This is a genomic window from Achromobacter marplatensis (assembly GCF_002209535.1).
GTDB classification, from domain to species: domain Bacteria; phylum Pseudomonadota; class Gammaproteobacteria; order Burkholderiales; family Burkholderiaceae_B; genus Achromobacter; species Achromobacter marplatensis.
Genome location: NZ_NJIG01000007.1, coordinates 305,885 through 327,779, shown reverse-complemented (window position 1 = coordinate 327,779; position 21,895 = coordinate 305,885). Strand labels below are relative to the sequence as shown.

Annotated in this window: 19 protein-coding genes; 6 read left to right on the top strand and 13 right to left on the bottom strand. The window is 65.9% G+C overall.

Annotated elements, in window-relative coordinates; genetic code table 11:
- Positions 1 to 23 precede the first annotated feature (23 nt).
- Entirely contained in the window at positions 24 to 2,654 is a 2,631-nt protein-coding gene (locus CEY09_RS18900) for a GDYXXLXY domain-containing protein (RefSeq protein WP_088589843.1), read from the top strand.
- A 17-nt stretch (positions 2,655 to 2,671) separates the two neighbouring features.
- Here the strand turns inward: CEY09_RS18900 and gluQRS are convergent, their stop codons facing one another.
- From gluQRS to CEY09_RS18880, 4 genes are all read right to left on the bottom strand, one after another.
- A complete protein-coding gene (gene gluQRS / locus CEY09_RS18895; RefSeq protein WP_167390114.1) occupies positions 2,672 to 3,550 on the bottom strand; it encodes a tRNA glutamyl-Q(34) synthetase GluQRS in 879 nt (292 codons plus the stop codon).
- Positions 3,551 to 3,596: 46 nt separating this feature from the next.
- A complete protein-coding gene (locus tag CEY09_RS18890) occupies positions 3,597 to 4,055 on the bottom strand; it encodes a Smg family protein (RefSeq protein WP_006227779.1) in 459 nt (152 codons plus the stop codon).
- A gap of 241 nt (positions 4,056 to 4,296) precedes the next feature.
- A complete protein-coding gene (locus CEY09_RS18885; RefSeq protein WP_088589842.1) occupies positions 4,297 to 6,321 on the bottom strand; it encodes a TRAP transporter permease in 2,025 nt (674 codons plus the stop codon).
- Between the two features lie 233 nt (positions 6,322 to 6,554).
- Complete coding sequence (locus CEY09_RS18880; RefSeq protein ID WP_088589841.1) at positions 6,555 to 7,514, bottom strand: TAXI family TRAP transporter solute-binding subunit; 960 nt, start codon at positions 7,512 to 7,514, stop codon at positions 6,555 to 6,557.
- Positions 7,515 to 7,780: 266 nt separating this feature from the next.
- Here CEY09_RS18880 and CEY09_RS18875 point away from each other — a divergent pair, with 266 nt between their 5' ends.
- On the top strand, positions 7,781 to 8,920 hold the full coding sequence (locus CEY09_RS18875; protein ID WP_088589840.1) for a DSD1 family PLP-dependent enzyme: 1,140 nt from the start codon (positions 7,781 to 7,783) through the stop codon (positions 8,918 to 8,920).
- 4 nt (positions 8,921 to 8,924) lie between these two features.
- On the opposite strand, the gene CEY09_RS18870 is transcribed toward CEY09_RS18875, so the two are convergent.
- The 7 genes from CEY09_RS18870 to CEY09_RS18840 form a co-directional block, all read right to left on the bottom strand.
- Positions 8,925 to 9,662, bottom strand: coding sequence for an amino acid ABC transporter ATP-binding protein (locus CEY09_RS18870; RefSeq protein ID WP_088589839.1), 738 nt, complete (start codon positions 9,660 to 9,662; stop codon positions 8,925 to 8,927).
- Complete coding sequence (locus CEY09_RS18865; RefSeq protein WP_088589838.1) at positions 9,643 to 10,299, bottom strand: amino acid ABC transporter permease; 657 nt, start codon at positions 10,297 to 10,299, stop codon at positions 9,643 to 9,645. The genes CEY09_RS18870 and CEY09_RS18865 overlap by 20 nt, the downstream gene beginning before the upstream one ends.
- Positions 10,296 to 10,964, bottom strand: coding sequence for an amino acid ABC transporter permease (locus CEY09_RS18860; RefSeq protein ID WP_088589837.1), 669 nt, complete (start codon positions 10,962 to 10,964; stop codon positions 10,296 to 10,298). The genes CEY09_RS18865 and CEY09_RS18860 overlap by 4 nt, the downstream gene beginning before the upstream one ends.
- An 18-nt stretch (positions 10,965 to 10,982) precedes the next feature.
- Entirely contained in the window at positions 10,983 to 11,765 is a 783-nt protein-coding gene (locus CEY09_RS18855) for a transporter substrate-binding domain-containing protein (RefSeq protein WP_088589836.1), read from the bottom strand.
- A 210-nt stretch (positions 11,766 to 11,975) separates the two neighbouring features.
- The gene (locus tag CEY09_RS18850) at positions 11,976 to 12,884 is read right to left on the bottom strand and encodes a LysR family transcriptional regulator (protein WP_088589835.1); all 909 of its coding nucleotides are present in this window, start codon (positions 12,882 to 12,884) and stop codon (positions 11,976 to 11,978) included.
- A 105-nt stretch (positions 12,885 to 12,989) separates the two neighbouring features.
- Positions 12,990 to 13,763: an SDR family oxidoreductase gene (locus tag CEY09_RS18845; RefSeq protein ID WP_088589834.1), complete on the bottom strand. Its 774-nt coding sequence runs from the start codon at positions 13,761 to 13,763 to the stop codon at positions 12,990 to 12,992.
- Positions 13,764 to 13,961: 198 nt separating this feature from the next.
- Positions 13,962 to 14,927 carry a Bug family tripartite tricarboxylate transporter substrate binding protein gene (locus tag CEY09_RS18840; RefSeq protein WP_088589833.1) on the bottom strand — a complete coding sequence of 322 codons (966 nt, stop codon included), beginning with the start codon at positions 14,925 to 14,927 and terminating at the stop codon, positions 13,962 to 13,964.
- Between the two features lie 217 nt (positions 14,928 to 15,144).
- Between CEY09_RS18840 and CEY09_RS18835 the strand changes: the two genes are divergently transcribed.
- Positions 15,145 to 16,338: an acetylornithine transaminase gene (locus CEY09_RS18835; RefSeq protein ID WP_088589832.1), complete on the top strand. Its 1,194-nt coding sequence runs from the start codon at positions 15,145 to 15,147 to the stop codon at positions 16,336 to 16,338.
- A 75-nt stretch (positions 16,339 to 16,413) separates the two neighbouring features.
- Here CEY09_RS18835 and CEY09_RS18830 read toward each other — a convergent pair whose 3' ends face one another.
- Complete coding sequence (locus CEY09_RS18830) at positions 16,414 to 17,784, bottom strand: Fic family protein (RefSeq protein WP_088589831.1); 1,371 nt, start codon at positions 17,782 to 17,784, stop codon at positions 16,414 to 16,416.
- Between the two features lie 382 nt (positions 17,785 to 18,166).
- Between CEY09_RS18830 and CEY09_RS18825 the strand changes: the two genes are divergently transcribed.
- Positions 18,167 to 19,102 carry a Bug family tripartite tricarboxylate transporter substrate binding protein gene (locus tag CEY09_RS18825; protein WP_228468369.1) on the top strand — a complete coding sequence of 312 codons (936 nt, stop codon included), beginning with the start codon at positions 18,167 to 18,169 and terminating at the stop codon, positions 19,100 to 19,102.
- A 22-nt stretch (positions 19,103 to 19,124) separates the two neighbouring features.
- Positions 19,125 to 20,315 carry a M24 family metallopeptidase gene (locus tag CEY09_RS18820; protein WP_088589830.1) on the top strand — a complete coding sequence of 397 codons (1,191 nt, stop codon included), beginning with the start codon at positions 19,125 to 19,127 and terminating at the stop codon, positions 20,313 to 20,315.
- Here CEY09_RS18820 and CEY09_RS18815 read toward each other — a convergent pair.
- A complete protein-coding gene (locus tag CEY09_RS18815; protein ID WP_088589829.1) occupies positions 20,308 to 21,273 on the bottom strand; it encodes a LysR substrate-binding domain-containing protein in 966 nt (321 codons plus the stop codon). The two genes, CEY09_RS18820 and CEY09_RS18815, sit on opposite strands and share 8 nt — an antisense overlap.
- A gap of 139 nt (positions 21,274 to 21,412) precedes the next feature.
- Here CEY09_RS18815 and CEY09_RS18810 point away from each other — a divergent pair, with 139 nt between their 5' ends.
- Positions 21,413 to 21,886 (top strand): GAF domain-containing protein, encoded by a 474-nt coding sequence (locus tag CEY09_RS18810; protein ID WP_234818342.1) that lies wholly within the window; start codon positions 21,413 to 21,415, stop codon positions 21,884 to 21,886.
- Positions 21,887 to 21,895: the final 9 nt, after the last annotated feature.

Genomic DNA, 21,895 nt, shown 5'->3' with positions numbered 1-21,895 from the left:
TAATAAGATCGGAGATTCGCCAGATGCAAGTCGGCACTGAAAGACAAGCGGGATCCGAACTGCACGCTTGGCGCCAATTCCTGGCGCGAAGCACCCTTTGGCTAGGCGTTTTGCTGCTGGGCAGCGCCGCGATTTGCTGGGTCGCCGCCAATTGGCAAGACATGACAAAAGTGCAGCGCTTCGCCGGCACGCAAGGCCTGCTGGCGATTGCCGCACTGGCCGCCGCCTGGGCCGGGCTGCGCCTTCGGGGCACCCCTGGCGTGCGGCGCAGCATCCCTGGCGCGCTCCTGGCGTTGGCCGGCATCCTGTTGGGCGCCCTGCTCGCGTTATTAGGCCAAACTTACCAGACTGGCGCCGATACCTGGGAATTGTTCGCCTGGTGGGCGCTGTTGCTGCTGCCCTGGGCACTGGCCGCGGCCAGCCAGGCCGTGTGGCTGCTGTGGATCCTGGTGCTGAACGTGGCGGCCGCGCTCTGGCTGGGCGAGCGGATGTTCTCGTGGCTGTCGGTGTTTGGCGGATCAGACACCATCACCCTCGTCATGGCAGGGCTGAACCTGGTGTTGCTGCTGGGCTGGGAGCTGGCCGCGCACCGCTGGCGCGCCAGCACGCTGATCGGCCCCCGCATCCTGGCGGCCCTGGTCGTCAGCGCGCTGGTCATGTCCCTGATGTTCGTCGGCTTCTTCTTCGGCCGCGAGCAAGGGCAGAGCGGCATTGCGTGGCTTGCCGTGACGGTGGGGCTGGGCTTTTATTATCAGCGGGTCCGGCGTGACCTGATCATCCTGGCCATTTTGGCGGCTGGCGTCATCTGCGTGTCGCTGCGCTTCGTGGGCGAATGGCTGCTGCGCCTGGAGCCCGGCGTCTGGGCCGCGCTGCCCCTGGCGGCGTTGCTGATGGCCGAAGCCGTGCTGGCTGCGCGCTGGCTGCGCAAGCTGGCGGCCGAACCTCAGGTCTCGGGGCCTGCCGCGGCGGACGCCGAGCCGGCCTCGGCATCGGCCGGCAATGCCGTGGAGCCGGCGGAATCGGGCGCGCCCGTGGCGCAGCTGGCGCCTGCCGCCGCCCCGCACGCCGAACCGCCCTGGTACGTGCAATGCCTGCTGGGCCTGAGCGCCTGGCTGGCCACCCTGCTGCTGCTGGTTTTCGTGGGCTTCTCGGGCATCGTCACGTCCGAAGAAGGCGCGCTGGTGGCCGGGCTGGTCCTGTGCGGTGCGGGCGTGGCGGTGCTGCGCAGCGACGCGGGCCCCTTCTGGCGGCAATGCGGCACGGCCATGGCTTTCGCCGGGCAGTTGCTGATCATTTACGGTTTGTCCGATTCCACTTCGTTCACCAGCGCTTGCGTATTCGTGCTGCTGATGGCCACGGCCATCTACGTGCTGGGTCCCGATGTGATCCTGCGTTTCCTGTCCGGCGTTCTGATTGCGGGAGCCGGCGCCAGCCTGATCTGGCGCGGCCTGTCGCCCCAGATGATGCGCGATGACCTGCTGGAGGCGTGGCTGGATTTCGACCCCGCCTTGTCCAGCGTCGTGTGGCTGCCCATCGCCGTGATCGGCGCCTGGGCCACCGCCGTGATCCTGACCGTGGGCCATCGCGGGGGCGCGAAGCGCGACCATGCCTTGCAGCCGCTGGCCTGGGCGTTCCTGCTGTCGGTGCAGGGCATGGTGTGGCTGGCGGGCGGCATCTCCGTCCTGCATCTGCCCGCCATGTGGCAACTGAATCCGCAGGGCGCCCTGTTCGTCACCGCCGGCGCGTTGCTGCCGGCGGCGGCCGCGATGGCGGTGCTGTGGCCCCGCCGCCATGTGTTGACCGCCGGCGTCACCTGGGGCGTGCCGATTGCGCTGCTGATCCTGGCTGGCTTCTGGCTGCCCAGCCCGGGCGTGGGTTTCGCGCTGGCGTGGCTGCTGTTGGGTTTTGGGCTGAACCAACTGCGCCTGGTCGTCTTCGGCGTGATCAGCCTGCTGGCCTATCTGGGCGTCTACTACTACCAACTTGATGTGCCGCTGCTGCAAAAGGCGCTGTGGCTGGGCGGCGGCGCGTTGCTGCTGTTCGTCTTGCGCGGCTTGGTCTGGCTGGTGCCGCGGCTGATGCGCACGCAGTCGCCCGACCGCCGCGCGCCGCTGCCGCCGGTGTCGGCGCCCTTGCGCTGGCGCACGCTGGCCATCCTGGGCGGCCTGGCGCTGGTGCTGGTGGTGGCCAACGGCGGCATCTGGCAGCGTGAAACGCTGCTAGCCTCGGGCAAGGTCGTCATCCTGGAACTGGCGCCGGTGGACCCGCGGTCGCTGATGCAGGGCGACTATATGGCGCTGAACTTCGCCGCCAGCCGCGACATTACGCGCCTGCGCCTGGGCGGCGACCGTCCGGTTGACGACGAGACCCTGCCCGGCTTCGAGCCGGACGGCTATGTGATGCTCAAGACCGACGCGCGCGGCGTGGCCACGCCGTTGCGCATACAGCCCGACGTGCATCCGCATGCCGACGGCGAGGTGCCGCTGCGCTACCGGGTGCGCGACCGCGGCGTGCGCATCGTGACCAATGCCTGGTTCTTCCAGGAAGGCGAAGCCAAGCGTTTCGAGGTCGCCCGCTATGGCGAGCTGCGCGTGGGCGACAACGGCGAAGCCCTGCTGGTGCGGATGTTGGGCGCGGACCTGCAGCCGCTATAACGGCACGGGGCCCCGCGTCAGGGGAAGCGCCGCGCCCAGTGCGCGGTGGCTTCGCTCAGAAACTGCCCACAGTCGGCGTCGGCGGCAAGCGGCGCAAAGCCCAAGGCCCGCCAGGCGCCCTGTAGCGCCGCCAGAGGCGCTTGGGTGTCAATGGCGGGGGCACCATTCTGCTTGGACAGTTTCAGGCCGCTGGCGGCGTCCAGGATCAGCGGCACATGCAGATAGCGCACGGGGGGCAGGCCCAGCAAGCGGCCCAGCACGCGTTGGCGCGCCGTGGAGCTCAGCAGGTCGGCGCCGCGCACCACGTCCGTCACGCCCTGTTCGGCATCGTCCACCACCACCGCAAGTTGATAGGCCCATAGCCCGTCCGCGCGCCGCAGGGCGAAGTCGCCCACCGCCTGCGCCACGTCCTGTGCTTGCGGGCCCAGCCAGCGGTCTTCAAAGTGTTCGACGCCGTCCGGGATGCGCAGGCGCCAGGCGCGCGCCTGGCGGCCTGCCGGTAAACCGTGGCGGCACGTGCCGGGATAAGGCCGTTCGCCGTCCGCGCCGGGCACGGTCTGGCCACGCAATGCCGAATCGGCGATTTCGCGCCGGGTGCAGCCGCAGCCGTAGATCAGGCCGCGCGCGGCCAGCGTGTCGAAGGCGGATTGGTAGGCGGCGTGGCGCTGCGACTGCCACATGACGTCGCCGTCCCAGTGCAGGCCCAGCGCGTCCAGTTGCGCCATGATGGCGTCGGCGGCGCCCGCGACGGTGCGGGGCGTGTCCACGTCTTCCATGCGCAGCAGCCAGCGCCCGCCGTGGGCGCGCGCATCCAGCCAGCTGGCCAGGGCAGCCACGAGCGAGCCCGCATGCAGCGGGCCGCTGGGGCTGGGGGCGAATCGGCCTACGTAGGTCACAGCAACGGCAAGCGGCCCCAATGCATGGGGCCGGGGCGCAGGGTCATCAATGCAGCAACCGTACGCCTTCTTCGTCCAGCAGCTCTTCCAGGACCAGGTTGTCGATCTCGGCTTCCTGGCTCCAGAGAACCATGAGGGCGATGATCTTGATCTTGGACAGCGGCACGGGCGTTTCCGGCGAAGCCAGGCCCCGGTCGATGACGATTTCGCGCAACGGCGCCGGCAATACGCCGGCCGATTCCAGGAAGGCGATGAAGCCGATGGATTCGGTGCCGAGCTGGCTGTATTCGTTGTCGGTGTAGATCCGGGTTCCCGAGGTGGGAGCCTGAGCGAGGTCGACGCATCGTTCCGTGGTCTCGGCCAAACCGTACAGCCAGCCGAGCGCGTCGTCGATGTCTTCGTGCTCGAAACCGGCGGCGGCAAGCCGCTTAGCGAGCACATCGGCCGCAGGACAGGCTTGCGGCGTGTAGTAATTCTCGAACAGATAAACCAGGATATCGAACATATGGCGCAGTTTTGTGCCTGTTTGCACAGTCGGCCCGCAGATCGGCAGACCAGCAAACATGAATTTTACTTTACGCTGATTTATTTAGCCGGGCAACCGGCGAAAAGGCGGAATGTTGTATGTCGTCACCCTGTGGATCCAGGCCCCTATTTTGCCGGTATTTGCTGCCAAAATCCGAGATTGGGCGAAATAAAAAAGGGGCGGACCGAAGCCCGCCCCTGTTAATTCCGCGCCATCCAGGTCAGGCCGCCTTGGCCGCCGTCTCCAGTTTCAGTTCCGCCAACTGGCGGATGAAGACGGGGATGCAGATGGCCAGGCCGATCAGGCCGCTCGTCAGGCCGGGGATGATCGTGAGCAATGCGCCGACGGTGCACAGCCACCGTTCCCAGCTCTTCATGCCGACCAGCATGTAGCGCGAGAACGCCGCCGACAGCAGCACCAGGCCCACCATGCAGCCGAACAGGGTCACCCAGAAGTCATACCAGGTGAAGCCCTGCACCGAGATCAGCAGCGACGGCGAAAACACGAACACGAAAGGCACGATCAGCTTGGTGATGCCCAGCCTGAACGCCGTGTTCCCGGTCTTGAACGGGTCGCTGCCCGCCATGCCCGCCGCCGCATAGGCGGCCAGCGCCACCGGCGGCGTGATGTCCGCCAGGATGCCGAAATAGAACACGAAGAAGTGCGCCGCGATCGGCTGCACGCCCAGTTGCACCAGCGTGGGGGCGGCCACGGCGACCATGATCAGGTAGTTCGCGGTGGTGGGCACGCCGCAGCCCATCAGGATGCAGACGATGCCCGTCATGATCAGCGCGGCCAGCAAGGTCAGCGTCTGCAAGTTGGCCATGGCGTCGGGAATGAACATGGCCGCGCCGCCGGCCAGCGCCTGCGACGCCGAGATCACGATGTACGAGATCTTGAAGCCCACGCCGGTCAAGGTCACCACCCCGATCACGATGCCCACTGCGCCTGCCGCCGCGCCGACTGCCAGCGCGTACTTGGCGCCGGTCTCGAAGGCTTCGTACAGATCGCGCCAGCGCAGGCGCTGATACGGATTCAACAGGCCCACCAGGATGCAGCCCGTGATGCCCGCGAACGCCGCCAGATACGGCGTACGGCCGCTGGCCAGCACGCCCACCAGCAGGACCAGCGGGATCAGCGTCGGCCAGCGCATCTTGAACGATTGCTTGAGCTTGGGCATTTCTTCGGCCGTCAGGCCGCGCAGGCCTTCGCGCTTGGCTTCGAAGTGCACCTGCATGAACATGCCGAAGAAGTACAGGAAGGCCGGGAAGATGCCGGCAATCGCGATCTGCTGGTACGGGATGCCCAGGAACTCGATCATCAGGAACGCGGCCGCGCCCATGATGGGCGGCGTGATCTGCCCGCCCGTGCTGCTGGCCGCTTCGACGCCTGCCGCGAAGTGCCGCGGATAACCGACCCGGATCATGGCGGGAATGGTCAGCGACCCCACGGTCACCGCGTTGGCCACCGACGACCCCGACAGCATGCCGAACATGGCCGAACCGAACACGGACACCTTGGCGGGGCCGCCGGCATAGCGGCCGGCCACGGTGGAGGCCACGTCCAGGAATAGCTGGCCCAGCCCGATGCGGGTGGCCAGCACGCCGAACAGCACGAAGTGGAACACGTAGGTCGCCACCACGCCCACCGCCACACCGTACACGCCCTGGCTGGTCAGGTACATGTGGTTGACGATCTGCGGCCAGGTGTTGCCCGCATGCTTGAGCAGGCCCGGAAAGTACGGGCCGAACATCGCGTAGGCCATGAAGACCAGCGCGATGATGGGCAGCGGCCATCCCATGGCGCGGCGCGTGGCTTCCAGCAGGCCGATCAAGAGGACCGAGCCCATGAAGACGTCCATCGGCATCGGGTTGCCGACGCGGAATGCCAGGTCTTCGAAAATGTAGGGGATGTAGAGCACCGACAAGGCCAGCGCGATGGCGATGATCCAGTCGTACAGCGGAATGCCGCCGGGCGACAGCCAGGTCGACTTGGGCTCGCGCTGGTAGTGCGACTTGGAAAAGCCGAACACCAGGAAGATCAGGCTCAGCACGAAGGCCAGGTGCACACCGCGATGGGTGGCCTCGCGCAACAGGCCGAAGCCCGCCGTGTAGTAGTGAAAGAGCGACAGCGTGACAAGCAGGCCCGACACGATCCAGGTCGCCGTCTTGTCCAGCGGCCGGAAGCGGATCTCGGAGTCGTATTTCTCCGCCAGCTTCTGGGTTTTCTCGTGATCTATTTCCATCGCTGTGATTCTCAGGAAAATTCAACAAGCAGGGCCGCGCACGGCGGCCCTACTAAGCGCGGCGCAAACGCGCCGCAGGTAGATGAAATGTGCCCGGCCCCTTGCAGCAAAACGGCACGCCCGCCGCACAACACCGCCGCCGCCATTCCGGGCCGCGCGGAGCCGGCTTTGCCGGTCCGCTGCGGCGCCCCTGGGGGAGGCGCCGCAGGCGCTAGGGGGGGCCTACTTCAGGCCTACTTCAGCAGGCCGATTTCCTTGTAGAACTTCTCGGCGCCGGGATGGAACGGGATGCCCGCGCCCTTGATGGCGTTGTCGCGGGTGATCAGCTTGCCCTTGGCGTGGCCCGAATCCAGCGTCTTGCGCGTGGCGTCGCTGTACAGCGCCTTGGTGACGTCGTAGACCGTCTGTTCAGGGATCTTGGCTGACGTGACCATCTGCGCGTTGACCGAGATGGTCTTCACTTCCGGCAGGTTCTGGTACGTATTGGCCGCGATCACGTCGGGCGTGAAGAACTCTTGCTTGGCACGCAGCGCGTCGATCTCGGGGCCCACCAGCGGCACCAGTTCGATGTTGCCCGTGGACGCCAGTTCGGCGATGGCGCCGGCAGGGGCCCCGCCCACGAAGAAGAATGCGTCCAGTCCGCCGTCCTTGAGCTTGTCGCCTGCCTGGTTGGGCTTCAGGTATTCGGCCTTGATGTCCTTGTCGGCCATGCCGTAGGCGCCCAGGATCAGGCGCACGTCGACCAGCGTGCCGGAGCCCGGCTCGTCCATGGACACGCGCTTGCCCTTCAGATCGGCCACGCTCTTGATGCCGGCGCCCTTGCGCGTCACCAGATGGATGCTTTCCGGATACAGGGTGGCAATCAGGCGCAAGTCCTGCGCCTTGGGCTTGCCTTCGAAGGTGCCGGTGCCGCTATACGCCCAGTACGCCACGTCGGATTGCGTGAAACCCGCTTCGAACGAACCGCCGATGATGCCGTTGATGTTGGCCACCGAACCGTTGGAGGCCACCGCCGTGGCGATGAGCTTGCCGGGCTGCGAGACCGCGTTGCCGATGATGCCGCCTATCGGGTAGTACGTGCCGGCGGTGCCGCCCGTGCCGATGCGGAAGAACTGCTGGGCCTGTGCGGAACCCACGGTGCCGACCGCGGCGACCGCGACGGTCAGGGCGGTGATCCAGTGCTTGAGTTTCATGCGAGCTTCTCCGGGACTTTGTGACGGGTTTATCAACGTGACGTCTTGCGTCGGGTCGTTTCTGCCGCGGGCGTTCGCCAGCGCAAAAACGGGCCTCCCCCTGGGGGCCATTTCTATGATGAAATTCTGGCATGTAGGCCATGCGTAGCCAATGGTTACGGGGCTATCGTTTACCAGGGGGTCGCCCGCCCCTTTGGTTATGGCTGGTCGCGCTTTGGTTATGGCGTGCCGTGCCATCCATGCAGTGCTGATAACGGAGTCACCCGATGTCCCAGGAAGTCATACGCGGCATAGCGCTGCCTCCACCCGCGCAACCGGGCGACCCTTTGGCGCGCGTTGACACGCCCAGCCTGGTGCTGGACCTGGCGCCCTTCGAGGCCAACCTGCGCGCCATGCAGGCCTGGGCCGACCGCCACGACGTGGCCTTGCGCCCGCACGCCAAGGCGCACAAATGCCCGGAAATCGCGTTGCGCCAGCTGGCGCTGGGCGCGCGCGGCATCTGCTGCCAGAAAGTCAGTGAAGCCCTGCCTTTCGTGGCCGCCGGCATCCGCGACATCCACATCAGCAACGAAGTCGTCGGACCCGCCAAACTGGCCATGCTGGCGCAATTGGCGCGCACCGCCAAAATGAGCGTCTGCGTGGACAACGCGCAGAACCTGGCGCAGATTTCCCAGGCCATGGCGCAGGCCGGGGCCGAGATCGACGTGCTGGTGGAGGTGGACGTGGGCCAAGGCCGCTGCGGCGTGTCGGACGACGCGCTGGTGCTGGCGCTGGCGCAACAGGCGCGTGATCTGCCGGGCGTGAATTTCGTGGGGCTGCAGGCCTATCACGGGTCGATGCAGCACTTTCGCACGCGCGAAGAGCGGTCGCAGGTCTGCCGGCAGACGGCGCGTATCGCCGCGTCGTATGCGCAGTTGCTGCGGGAAAGCGGCATCGCGTGCGACGTCATCACGGGCGGCGGCACGGGCAGCGCGGAATTCGACGCGGCAAGCGACGTTTTCACCGAGCTGCAGGCAGGCTCTTACGCCTTCATGGATGGCGATTACGGCGCCAATGAGTGGGATGGTCCATTGACGTTCCAGAACAGCCTGTTCGTGCTGTCCACCGTGATGAGCGTGCCCGCCGCCGACCGCGTGATCCTGGATGCCGGGCTGAAATCCACCACCGCCGAATGCGGCCCGCCCGCGGTGTTCAAGGCCGATGGCCTGACCTACGCGGCCATCAACGACGAGCACGGCGTGGTGCGTGTGGCGCCGGGGGCGCAGCCGCCCGCATTGGGCGACGTGCTGCGCCTGGTGCCTTCGCACGTGGATCCCACCTTCAACCTGCACGACGGGCTGGTCGTGGTGCGCGACGGCGTGGTGCAGGATGTGTGGGAGATCGCGGCGCGCGGCTTCTCGCGCTGACCGTTTAGTCCGCCAGGTTCGTCATTCCCAGGAATTGCCGCAGCTCGGGGGTGGCGGGCGCCGAGAACAATTCCTCGGGCGGCCCGATCTCGTGCACGCGGCCCTGATGCATGAACACGACGCGGTCGCACACTTCGCGCGCAAAGCGCATTTCGTGCGTGACCATCAGCAGAGTCATGCCGTCGGCCGCCAGCTCGCGCACCACCGCCAGCACTTCGTTGACGAGTTCCGGATCCAACGCCGACGTGATTTCGTCGCACAAGAGCGCCAGCGGCTGCATCGCCAGCGCGCGGGCGATGGCCACGCGCTGCTGCTGGCCGCCGGACAGCTCTTCCGGCCATGCGTCGAATTTATGCGCCAAGCCCACGCGGGTCAGCATGGCGCGCGCCAGGTCGGCCGCTTGCGCTTCCGGCATGCGCTTGGCCACCATGGGCGAGAGCATCACGTTGCGCCCCACCGTCAGGTGCGGGAACAGGTTGAACTGCTGGAAGATCATGCCCACCTTCAGCCGCAGCGCGCGCAGCCGCAATTCGTCGTCGCCCAGTTGGGCGTCGGCCACCATGATGGCGCCGCCGTCGATTTGCTCCAGTCCATTCACGCAGCGCAGCAGCGTGCTCTTGCCCGAGCCGCTCTTGCCGATGATGGCGATGACCTCGCCGGGTTCGACGCGTAGCGTCACCCCCTTCAGGACTTCGTTGTCGCCGAATTTCTTGCGGACGTCTTCAAGGGCGATGAGGGGCATGCAACTTCCTTTCCAGCCGGAGGCTGAGGCGCGACAGGGGCCAGCACAGCGCGAAATAGATCAGCGCGGCGCAGGCGTAGACGGTGAAGGGGCTGAAGGTGGCGTTGGTGATGACGGTGCTGGCCTTGGACAGCTCCGTGAATCCAATGATGGAGGTCAGCGCGGTGCTCTTGACGATCTGCACCGCAAAACCCACGGTGGGCGCGATCGCGATGCGCAACGCCTGCGGCAGCACTACATAACGCATCTGCTGCACATAACCCAGCGCCAGGCTGGCTGACGCTTCCCATTGCCCCTTGGGAATGGCTTCCACGCAGCCGCGCCAGATCTCGGCCAGGAACGCGCCCGACCACAACGTCAGCGCCGCGCCGGCGGCCAGCCAGGGCGGCACTTCCACACCCAGCAGCGATAAGCCGAAAAACGCCAGGAACAGCTGCATCAAGAGCGGCGTGCCCTGGAACAGTTCGATATAGGCCCAGGTGGCGCGCCGCATCACGGCCACGCGGGACGTCCGCATCATCAGCGCCAGCACGCCCATCAGCGCGCCGCCGGCGAACGCCACCAGCGACAGCACCACGGTCCAGCGCGCGGCCAAGAGCAGGTTGCGGACGATGTCCCAGGTCGAGAATTCAATCATCTTGCCGCCTTGCGGAACAGGCGCCGTCCGGCCAGGCGCAGCAACTGGCGCAGCAGGATGGCCAGCGCCAGGTAGATGCCGGTGGTCACCAGATACACCTCGAACGCGCGGAAGTTGCGCGACTGGATGAAGTTGGCGGCAAACGTCAGGTCTTCGGCGGCGATTTGTGAACACACCGCCGACCCCAGCATCACGATCACGATCTGCGACGACAGCGCGGGCCAGATGCGCTTGAGCGCCGGTTTCAGCACGACGTGCCGGAACACCTGGAAGCGCGTCATCGCCAGGCTGGCGCCGGCCTCGTACTGGCCCTTAGGCGTGGCGTCGATGCCGGCGCGGATGATCTCGGCGCTGTAGGCGCCCAGGTTCAGCGCCATCGCCAGGCAGGCGGCCTGCATCTCGCCCAGTTGCACACCCAGCGACGGCAGGCCGAAGAACACGAAGAACAGCTGGATCAAAAACGGCGTGTTACGGATCACCTCCACATAGGCCGCCACCGGCGCGCGCAGCCACGCCGGGCCCTGCGTGCGGACCCAGGCGCACGCGATGCCCAGCGCCACGCCGGCTACCGCGCCAAATGCGATCAGCTCGACCGTGACGCCGATGCCTTTCACCAGCACCGGCGTGTAGTCGAAAACCGCGCCGAAATCGTATTGATAAGCCATGATGGCCGCCTTCGGGACTTACAGGTCCTTGGGCAGTTCGGCGCCCAGCCACTTCTGCGAAATCGCCGACAGGGAACCGTCGCGCTTCGCGGCAGCCAGGATGTCGTTGACCTTGGCGCGCAGCTTGGGCTCGTCCTTGTTCAGGCCGATGTAGCACGGCGAATTCTTGATCAGGAACTTGGTCTCGGGCTTCTTGGCCGGATTGCGCGCCAGGATGGCGGCGGCGACCACGTTGCCCGTGGCAATCATCGGCACCTGGCCCGACAGGAAGGCGGTGATGGTGCCGTTGTTGTCTTCGTAGCGCTTGAGCGTGGCGGTTTCGGGGGCGATCTTCGACAGCTCGATGTCTTCCACCGCGCCGCGCGTCACGCCGATGGTCTTGCCGGCCAAATCGGCTGCGGAGGCCACCTTCAGGTCGGCCGGGCCGAACACGCCGTTGAAAAACGGCGCGTACGCGTCCGAGAAATCGATGGCCTTTTCGCGTTCGGCGTTCTTGCCCAGGCTGGAGATCACCAGGTCCACCTTGCGCGTCTGCAGGTAAGGCACGCGGTTGGCGCTGGTGACCGGCACCAGTTCCAGTTTTACGCCCAGCTGCTTGGCGATGAGCTGCGCGGTGTCGATGTCATAGCCCAGGGGCTTCATGTCGGCGCCCACAGAACCGAAGGGCGGGAAATCCTGCGGCACGGCGATCTTGATGGTGCCTGACTTGACGATATCGTCCAGCGTGTCGGCGTGCGTCAGCGGCGCGGCCAGCAGGCTGGCGGCGGTGCAAAGGGACAACAACAGGGTTCTGCGGTTCATGAGGGACTCTCCAGGGCGCGCACCGCCCGGAGCGGGTCGGATGCGTTGCACACCAATTCGGTATACAAACCTGGAAAAGCAAGTTCCGTGCCATTTCGCGGCCGCTACGCGGGTGACGCCGGGGACGGATTGCATGCCCTGTTGTGGTGCGGCGGATGCGCTGGATGCGGGCATGTCCGGCACCGGTTTGGGTCGCCCGACAGTGCCGCGTCAGCTGTCCAGATGGGGCTGCATCAGGGCCGCGAACCAGTCATGGAAAACGGCCAGGCGGCGCGAGCGCTGGCGACGGTGCGGGTACAGCAGCGATACCGGCATGGCGGCGGCGCGAAAAGCAGGCATCACCTCGACCAGCTTGCCGGCGTCCAGCAGGTGCTGCACGTCGAAGCGCGGAATCTGGATAAGCCCCAGCCCGGCCAGGCAGCAGGCGATGTAGCTTTCGGCATTGTTCACGACCACGCGGGCGGGCACTTGCGTCAACTGCCCGGCGCCGTCTTCCGACAGGGACTCCCAGGGCAGTTCGCGGCCGGTCTTCGGCGACGCATAGCCGACGGTCCAATGCCCCGCCGGCAGGTCGCCGGGCCGGCGCGGTTCGCCCTGTTCGCGCAGGTAGTCGGGGCTTGCGCAGTTGATCAGGGCGATATGCCCCAGCGGCCGCACGACCAGGCTGCTGTCGTCCAGCGTGCCGATGCGCACCGCGCAGTCGACCCCTTCCTGCACCAGGTCGATGGCGCGGTCGGTTGAGCTGAGCACGAGTTCCAGGCGGGGATGGCGGCGCAGCAGACCGGGCAGCGCCGGTGCGATCAGCCGGCGTGCAACGCGGCTGGGCGCATCGATGCTGAGCCGCCCCGACACCTGGCGCTGGCCGGCGTGGAACAGCTGGTCGATGTCTTCCACTTCCGCCAGCAGCGGCCGCACGCGCTCCAGCAGCTGTTCGCCATCGGCCGTCAGCCGCACCTGGCGGGTCGTCCGATGCAGCAGGCGCACGCCCAACTGCGTCTCCAGTTGCTGGATGGCCGCCGACACCGAGGCGCGCGGCACCTCCAGCGCATTGGCGGCCTTGATGAAGCTGCCCATGTCGGCGACCTGGGCGAACACGCGGTACTGGTCGAATCGGTCCATGCGTCGGCGTCCCCTGCCGTCCACGGGCGGATCGCCCTGTGGATAACGGCAGAAGAGAGAGTAGCCTGTCAGCGCGACAAGGAACCTTGCGCAGGCCGTGGCCGCCTACTTCGTCGTATAGCCGCCGTTGATCAGGATCGTCTGGCCCGTGATCCACCAGCCGTCGCTGACCAGGTGGCGGATGAAGGGCACCACGTCTTCGATGTCCGTCAGCCCCGTCTTGCTGAACGGCGACAGCGCGGCGGCGGTCTTGTGATACGCCACCGCATCGGCGCCTTCGGCCGGGTAGAAGAACGGCGTGTCCATCGGGCCGGGCCCGACGGCGGTCACCGAAATGCCGCGCGCGCCGAATTCCTTGGACGCGGCGCGGGTGTAGTGCTCGACCGGCGCCTTGGTGCCGGCGTAGGCAGCGTAGAACGGCGTGAACGCGCCCAGCAGGGAGGTCACCAGCGTGCAGACCTTGCCGTTGTCGTTCACATGGCGGCCTGCTTCGCGCAGGAAGAAGAAGGCGGTCTTGGAGTTCACCGCCGTCATCTCGTCGTATTCGGCTTCGCTGATTTCGGTGAAGGGCTTCTTCAACACTTTACCGACGGTGTTGATGGCAATGTCGGGCCGGCCCACGGCGGCGACAGCGTCGGTAAACAACTTTTCCACGGCGGCGGCGGTGGTCAGGTCTGCTTGCAGCGCGACCGCTTTAGCGCCGGCCGCCTGGATCGCGGCAACGGTCGCATCCGCTTCGTCTTTGGACGCGGCGCTGTTGTAGTGGATCGCCACCGCGCGGGCGCCCTGCTCGGCCAGGTCGCGCGCGATCAGGCCGCCCAGGTTCTTGGCGCCGCCGGCAATCAGTACGACTTTGCCCTTGATGGAATGGTCTGCCATGGAAAAACCCCTTCATGAATCGATGGAGCTTCGAGCTTAGGCAAGCGCATCCCCGGGATAAACCACCCGGGGCTGGATGGATCATCCAGAAAATCGTCCCAATCGCCATGAAAAAAGCCGTCCCCTTTTTACGGGGACGGCTTTTGCGGCAAGCGGCCGCCCGGTGCGACGGGCGGCGCAAACCCGACTCCTGAATCTTCAATCCACCTGCGCGCCGGACTGCTTGACGGCTTTGCCCCACTTGTCGACTTCGCTGGCGATGAACGCGCCGGTGCCTTCGGGCGTCAACGGCATGGGTTCGGCGCCGCGGTCGCGCAGGAACTTCTGCATTTCCGGCGTGCCCAGCGCATGGCCGATCTGCTTGCTCAGGTAATCGGTGACCGCCGGCGGCGTGTCGCGCGGGGCCAGCACGGCGGCCCAGCCGATGGCTTCGAAGCCCGGGTAGCCGGATTCAGCCACGGTCGGCACGTCGGGCAGCTGCGGCAAGCGCTTGGCGGTCGTCACGGCCAACGCCACGGCCTTCTTGCTTTGCACGTGCGGCAGGCCGGCCGTGACGGAATCCACCATCAGCGGCACCTGATGGCCCAGGAAATCGGCCTGGGCCGGGCCACTGCCCTTGTACGGGATGTGGCGGATGTCGATATCGGCCGCGGCCTTGAACATTTCGGCCGACAGGTGCTGCGTACCGCCGATGCCGGCGCTGGCGTAGGCCAGTTCGCCCGGATTGGCGCGCGCTTGCGTCACCAATTGCTTAAGCGACGTGATGCCGGACGCCGGCGTGGCCAGGAACATCAGCGGCACCGAGAACACGCCCGACACCGGCGCGAAATCCTTGGTCAGGCTGTAGTTGATGGTCTTGTACAGCGTCTGGTTGACCGCGGCGGCACTGCCCGCGATGACCAGCGTGTAGCCGTCGGGCGCGGCGCGCATGGCCTGTTCCATGCCAATGTTGCTGCCGGCGCCCGCGCGGTTTTCCACGACGATGGGCTGCTTGACGGCGGCGCCCAGCTTTTCAGCCAGGGCGCGGGCGAAGATGTCGGTGGCCTGTCCGGGCGGGAACGGCACGATCAGGCGGATGGGGCGTTCGGGGTAGTCGGCATGCGCCGGGGCGCCGGCCGCCGCCAGCGCCAGGCCGGCGGCAAGACTGGAAAGGATACGTTTCATGATTGGTCAGTAAAAAGCGACGACGGGCGACGCGCGGGGGCGCGCCACTTGCATAAAATAGAGCGCCCGAGCAGTCGGCCCTTTTGAGGCGGCCCGGGGCGGATCGGCGGGGGTGCGTCACGATAGCATCCCTCTGTCGGTGCTACATTTGCGTTTTCGCGCTTCCCCCCTTGAAGTTTCCCCTTCATCCCTGTCCTTTTACCCCGCAGGAACCGCCATGGAATTCAGCCAGTTCAACGTCAACACCCTCATGGAGATCACCTCCCGCCCGGACCTCGTGTTCGTGAGCGGCAAGGGATCCTGGCTGGAGGATCACGCGGGCAAGCGATATCTGGACTTCGTGCAAGGCTGGGCGGTGAACACGCTGGGCCACTCCGCGCCGGAAATGCAGCGCGCGCTGGTGGAACAATCGCAAAAGCTGATGAACCCGTCGCCGGCGTTCTACAACATCCCCTCGATCGAGCTGGCCGAGCGCCTGACCGGCGCGTCCTGCTTTGACCGCGTCTTCTTCGCCAACAGCGGCGGCGAAGCCAACGAAGGCGCCATCAAGCTGGCGCGCAAGTGGGGCCAGGTCAAGAAGAACGGCGCCTACAAGATCATCACGATGAACCACGGCTTCCACGGACGCACGCTGGCAACCATGTCCGCGTCCGGCAAGCCGGGCTGGGACAAGATGTTCGCCCCGCAAGTGGAAGGCTTCCCCAAGGCCGAACTGAACGACCTGGAATCGGTGAAGAAGCTGATCGACGACAAGACCGTCGCCATCATGCTGGAACCGGTGCAAGGCGAAGGCGGCGTGATTCCGGCCACCAAGGAATTCATGCAAGGTTTGCGCCGCCTGGCCGACGAGAACCAGTTGCTGCTGATCGTCGACGAAGTGCAGACCGGCATGGGCCGCACCGGCAAGATGTTCGCCTACCAGCACTCCGACGTCGTCCCCGACATCATGACGCTGGCCAAGGGCATCGGCGGCGGCGTGCCGCTGGCCGCCCTGCTGGCGCGCCAGGACGTCTGCGTGTTCTCGCACGGCGACCAGGGCGGCACTTACAACGGCAACCCGCTGACGACCGCCGTCGGCGTGGCCGTGTTTGACGCACTGGCCGCCCCGGGCTTCATGGACGCCGTCAACGCGCGTTCCAAGCAGCTGTCCGAAGGCCTCTTGGCGCTGTCGGCCAAGTACGGCATGAAGGGCGAACGCGGCCTGGGCCTGTTGCGCGCATTGATCATGGACCGCGACGACGGCCCGGCCATTGTCGAAGCCGCCCGCAAGCTGGAGCCGCAAGGCCTGCTGCTGAACGCCCCGCGTCCGAACCTGCTGCGCTTCATGCCGGCGCTGAACGTGACGGCCGAAGAAATCGACCTGATGTTGAGCGAACTGGACAAGCTGATCGCGCAAGTGCGCAAGGCGTGATTCGATTCGATCGGTAGTCTGTTGAAAAGAAGCTGCGGTGTGAACCGCAGCTTTTTTTTCATTAATCAGGCGACGCTACTGCGGCCGTCCCGCCTCAAGCCACTCTTGCACCTGTTCCATCGGCAACCGGTACCGGGCGCAGTTGTACAGATCCAGCAAGAGCAGTTCCTCTGCCAACATCGGACGCAACACATGCGCATCGTCCTCCGATAGGGCCAGCGCCGCTACCGCCGCATCGGCCGTCTGCCGTGCGCGCACCACCCGGCTGATCGCTTCGTTCAGTTTTTCCCGGAAGCGCAGGCGAATGGGATCCGGCACACCCGCCGCGTCGAGCTGGATGGCGTACTTTCGGATCGAGCGCCGATAGGACCACGTGAACAGGTCCACCGCCAGCGTCACATCGCCGCGTTCGTAGACGCCCATCATGGCGTAGGCATAGTCTTGCGCCTCCACGTCCAGAAATGACAGCGGCGCGCAGTTGTAGAGCATCAGCGGAATGTTGGCCGACAGGCGGCTGGTGCGCTTGTTGCCGTCCTCGAATGGCTGTAGATAGGCGAGGTTCACCCAGAGAAAGAATGCCGCTTCCACGGGGTTCTTGATCAGCCGCGCTTTGTCCACGATGTGATCGAAAATTTCCTGCAGCAGCGCGGGCGCCTGGATGGGCAGATAGGTCGTGCCGCCGATGTTGATCACGGTCTGGCGGATATGACCCAGGCTTTTGGTGTTGGGCAACAGGTGCTGCATCAGGATCGCGTGCAGGTTGCCGATGACCGCGGGCGTGAGTCCATGCATGGGCACCGCATCGATCATGAACTCGATGGCGGCCTTGTGGTTAAGCAGCATGACCGCGTCCAGATCCGTTCCCGCCGCGCCGCGCTTGAAGAGTTCTTGCGTGGCCAGCAGCGAATACCGATTGCCTTCCAACCGCGAAGACGACCAAGACAGATCCAGCAACAGCGGTTCCAGCACGCGGCGCGCGTAAGTGCCGGCGGGTTGCTGGCCTTGCATGCGCCCTTCGTCGGCCAAGGTCTGGGCCAAAGCAGGAGGCAATAGGGAGCTCTGGTTCGGGACGTAGGTGTCCACGAAGCTGCGCTGATAGCCCACCGGTGCGCGCGATGCTAGCGGTTGCCGAAGTTGGGCCAGCAATTCCGCCCCCTGTTCGGACCAGATCATTGCGCCGAAGTCAGGCGTCGGTTCCGCCAGCCGCGTGGCGACGTGGGTCGTGGCGGATGTCCAGGCGGGAACCTTGTCCGTGACCCGGTAGCGCGTTGCCCGGCCTTGCCCTTCGCGCAGCACGAGGCCGGCTTTGCGCAGCGCGTCCAGCTGGCGCTTCACCGTGGACCAGCTGGCGCCGGTTCGGCAGGCCAATTCGCTGGAACTCAGCCAGGGCAGATTTTCCTGACATTGGGCGCGGAGCAACTGAAGGAGGTGATCGCGGGTGGTCATGGGGCGTTGGCGGCGACTGAATCAGCTCAATTTATCAGGAATCAGCTCAATATTGAGCTGATTTCGAAGCGGATTGAGCTGAAACGGTCTGATTCTGAGCTGATTTCGGCCTAGCCCGCAGGACGCATCGCCTGATGCCCTATCGGTCGCCTTCAAGCCTGCAACGGTCGCGACGCTGCGGCGCCCACGGCGTCCCATCATGCCAAAACGCTTATGGAAACCTCAGGTTTATTCATTGGGCTGACATGCCCGATCTCCCCATAATCCTCTCGCAGGCTTCAAAAGCCGCCGTCCAGTCGCGACGCAGTTGATGATTCATGGGGATGACATGTTGAGGACAGTACCGGGACGCACCCGCTGCGTAGCAGCAGGGATCGCGCTCTTGCTTTTCGCAGGCGTCAGCGCAGGCGCCGCCGCCGATTATCCGGACAAGCCTATCAAGCTGGTCGTGCCGCAGGCCGCCGGCGGCGGCACGGATGTGATCGGCCGCTTGTGGGCGGACTACCTGGCACGGCAGCTCAAGACGCCGGTGGTCGTTGAGAACCGGCCGGGCGCCAACGGCATCCTGGCATCCAGCTACGTCGCCAAGCAGCCGGCCGACGGGTACACGGTGCTGGTCAGCGGGGTGTCGTACCTGGCCTTCAACCCGCATATGTACAAGAACATGCCGTATGAGCCGGCGCGGGATTTCGACGGCGTCAGCCTCTTGGTGAATACGCCCTTCTTGCTGGTCGCCGGTACGCAGACGGGGATCCGGTCGCTGGACGAACTGGTCGCCCGCGCCAAGGCCGAACCCGAGTCGCTGAATTTCGCATCGGCGGGTAAGGGCAATTCCACGCATCTGGTCGTGGAGATGCTGGCGCAGAAGACGGGCATGAAGCTCACGCATGTCCCGTACAACGGCGCGGCTGCCGGGCTGACCAGCGTGATGGCCAACCAGACCCAGGTGATGGCCGACGTGCTGAACACGGGCGCCGTGCAGGCCAATGCGGGCAAGGTGGTGCCGTTGGCCGTGGTGGGCAACAAGCGCGCGGCAAGCGTGCCGGACGTGCCCACGCTGGCCGAACTGGGCTTCAAGGATTTTCCGATGCCGGGCTGGTATGCGCTGGTGGCGCCCAAGGGCACGCCGCCGCAGGCCATTGCGCGCCTCAACGCCGAGACCCGGCGCTTCTTCGACGATCCCGCGGTCAAGGCGCGTCTGCAGGAGCTTCAGCTTGAGCCCCTGCCCTCGTCACCCGAGACCGTAGCCGAATGGACCGCGCGCGATAGCGCCACCTGGGGCCCGCTGATTCGCCAGCTGGGCTTGAGCAACGACTGAACACCACGACAAAGGACACACCATGCCCAAACTCACCCAGGCTGTCTGGCAATACCGGTTCGACAAGATGACGTCCATGATGGACGAGCTGGCGGTCGATGCCGTCATCTTCACGTCGGCGGACTTCTTCCAGTTCGCCACCAATTTTCACACCGACGTCTTGCCCTGGGAACGGCCGATCTTTGCCGTCGTGCCCCGCAACGGCACGCCCTTCCTGGTGATGAACGAGCTGTCCACGCATCACATGCAGTTCTCGCAGGAACAGGGCAAGGTCTGGATCACCGACATCAGCTACTACGCCGAGCATCCGCGCGTGCAGAACCGGCTGCCGTTGATTACCCAATTGCCCGAGGTGCTGGCGGCCAGGTTGAAAGCGGCAGGCCTGGCGCGGTCGCGTATCGCTGTCGAAGGCGGCAGCCCGGTGCTGGCGCAGTTGGCGCGCTTCCTGCCCGACATCGTCTTGCGCAACGCCACGCCCGAGTGCCGCGCCTTGCGTTGGCAGAAGCACGACGAAGAGCTTGCCGTGATGGCGGCCGCCGCGTCCATCTCCGATTGGATTCAAGACCGCTACCGCGAGAACATCCGGCCCGGCCGGCTGGTGCAGGAACTGGACTTCGCCATGGCGTCGCTGTTTGTGCAAGAGGCCGCCGAGCGCTTTCCGGGCGAGCATTTCGAGGTGATCCGCTGCTGGACCTTGAGTGGCCCCGCATCGGCCTCGCCGCATGGCGATGGCGCGTCATGCGGCGCGCGGATCCAGGAAGGCGACGTGTTGGTGAACATCGTCATTCCGCGCTTGAACGGCCTGACGATCGAGAACGAGCGCACCTGGTTCTGCGGCACGCCCTCTGCCGAGCAGGTGCGGCTGTGGTCCGCGGCCAAGGCGGCCAACGAGGCGGGCATCGCCGCTGCGCGCACGGGCAACCCCGTCTGCGCGATCGACGCGGCCGCGCAGGCCGAGATCGAGAAGGCCGGGTACGCGGACTTCATCCGCCATCGCACCGGGCATGCCGTGGGCATCATTCACCACGAGTACCCGGAAGACATGGCCTTCAACCAGCGCCCCTTGCTGGACAACGAGGTGTATTCGGCCGAGCCGGGCATCTACGCCTACGGCATCGGCGGCTTCCGTCTGGACGACACGGTCGTGGTCGGAAGCACGCCACGCGTGCTGACCCACACGCCCAAGACGCTGGAGTACGCGACCGTCAAGTAGCCGCGTCGCTGGCGGCGCTGCCCTGGGAGGTGCGCTGCGCCTCCTGGCGCAGCGTTTCACGCAAGGCCGGCAACACGATGCTGGGCGAGTCGGCCGCCCACAACATGCCGATGGGACCGAACTCCAGGCGGGACGGCGCGCGCACGATGCTGATCAACTGAAGCCGTTCGTACATGTGCGCGACGGAACTGGCCAAGGTGGCGATGTAGTCGCGGTCCTGCAGCATCGACAACAGCGCAACCAGCGAACTGGTCTCGACGGATGGCTTCGGGGGCGGCATGCCCGCATCCACCACGGCCTGATCCAGCCGTGCGCGTGACAGCGTGCCCAGCGGCGGCAAGATCCACGGATAACGCTGGGCGTCCTCCCAGGAGGGCGCATCCAGTTCCGCCAGCGGATGTCCGCGCCGGGCCACCACGCTGAAGGTGTCGGTCATCAGCCATTCGGTGCACAGGCCGGAGCGGCTGGCGCGCACGTCCAACGGCCCGATGATGAGGTCGATCTCGCGGCGTTCCACGCGTTCAATCAGCGGTTCAAGCAGGCCCTCGACCAGTTCGATCTGCACATTGGGCGAACGCTGGTGCAGCGCGGCGATGGCGCGCGGCAGCAAGACCGGCGCGGCGGAAAGAATGGTGCCGATATGCAGATGGCCGGCCACCCCGCCCTTGACCGCTTCGATCTCCTCGCCGGTGCGCGCAGTGTCGCCCAGCACGCGGCATGCGTAGCGCCAAAGCGCCCGCCCGGCTTCCGTCAGTTCAAGCGACCGGCCGCGCAGGAACAGCGGCGTGCCGACCAGGTCTTCCATGTCGCTCAGCCAGTGCGAGAGCGCGGGCTGCGTCATGTGCATGGCTTTGGCGGCGCCGGTAACGCTGCGAGCGGTTTCCAGGGCGGCCAGCACCTGCAAGTGCCGAAGCTTGAGCCGGCGGGTCCAGGGCGGGTCGATCGAGGTGGCGTCCATGCGGAAATGGTAATGGAACTCTCAGGTTTATTCATTAGCCTCGTATGGCATTGGCAGCCAAAATGCCTTTCCCGATAGACGAGGGCAAGCGGTGACGAATGCAACAGAAAGCATGGCCCAGGCGCGGGCGATAAGCGACATGGCGCAGGCCCTGGCCGCCGCGCCCCAACCCGAGTGCGGACTGCAGGCACTGGCCCGCGCGCTGGCCGCGCGGATCGGCTATCGACTGTTCACGGTATTGGTGCTGGATCGAGAGGCAGAGCAGAGCCGGCGGTATTTCTCAAGCCAGCCCGAGGCCTACCCGCCAGGCGGCGCCAAGCCCATCCGCGAAAACAGCGAGTTCTACGCCACGGTCGTGCTTGAGGGAAAAGCGCGGATCTGCGTCGACCGCGCGGAATGCGCGCGCGCATTTCCAGACCATGAACTCATCCATTCACTCGGCTGCGAGAGCGCCGTGAACGTGCCGGTTCGATGGGACGGTCAGACCATCGCATCGCTGAATCTGCTGCACGAGGCCGGCTGGTATCGCCAGGACATGCTGCCGGAACTGAGCGGGTACGCCGCGATGGCCATTCCCCTCATTCAAAAGATCATTCATACCACCCGCCCGTAGGGAGAGAAA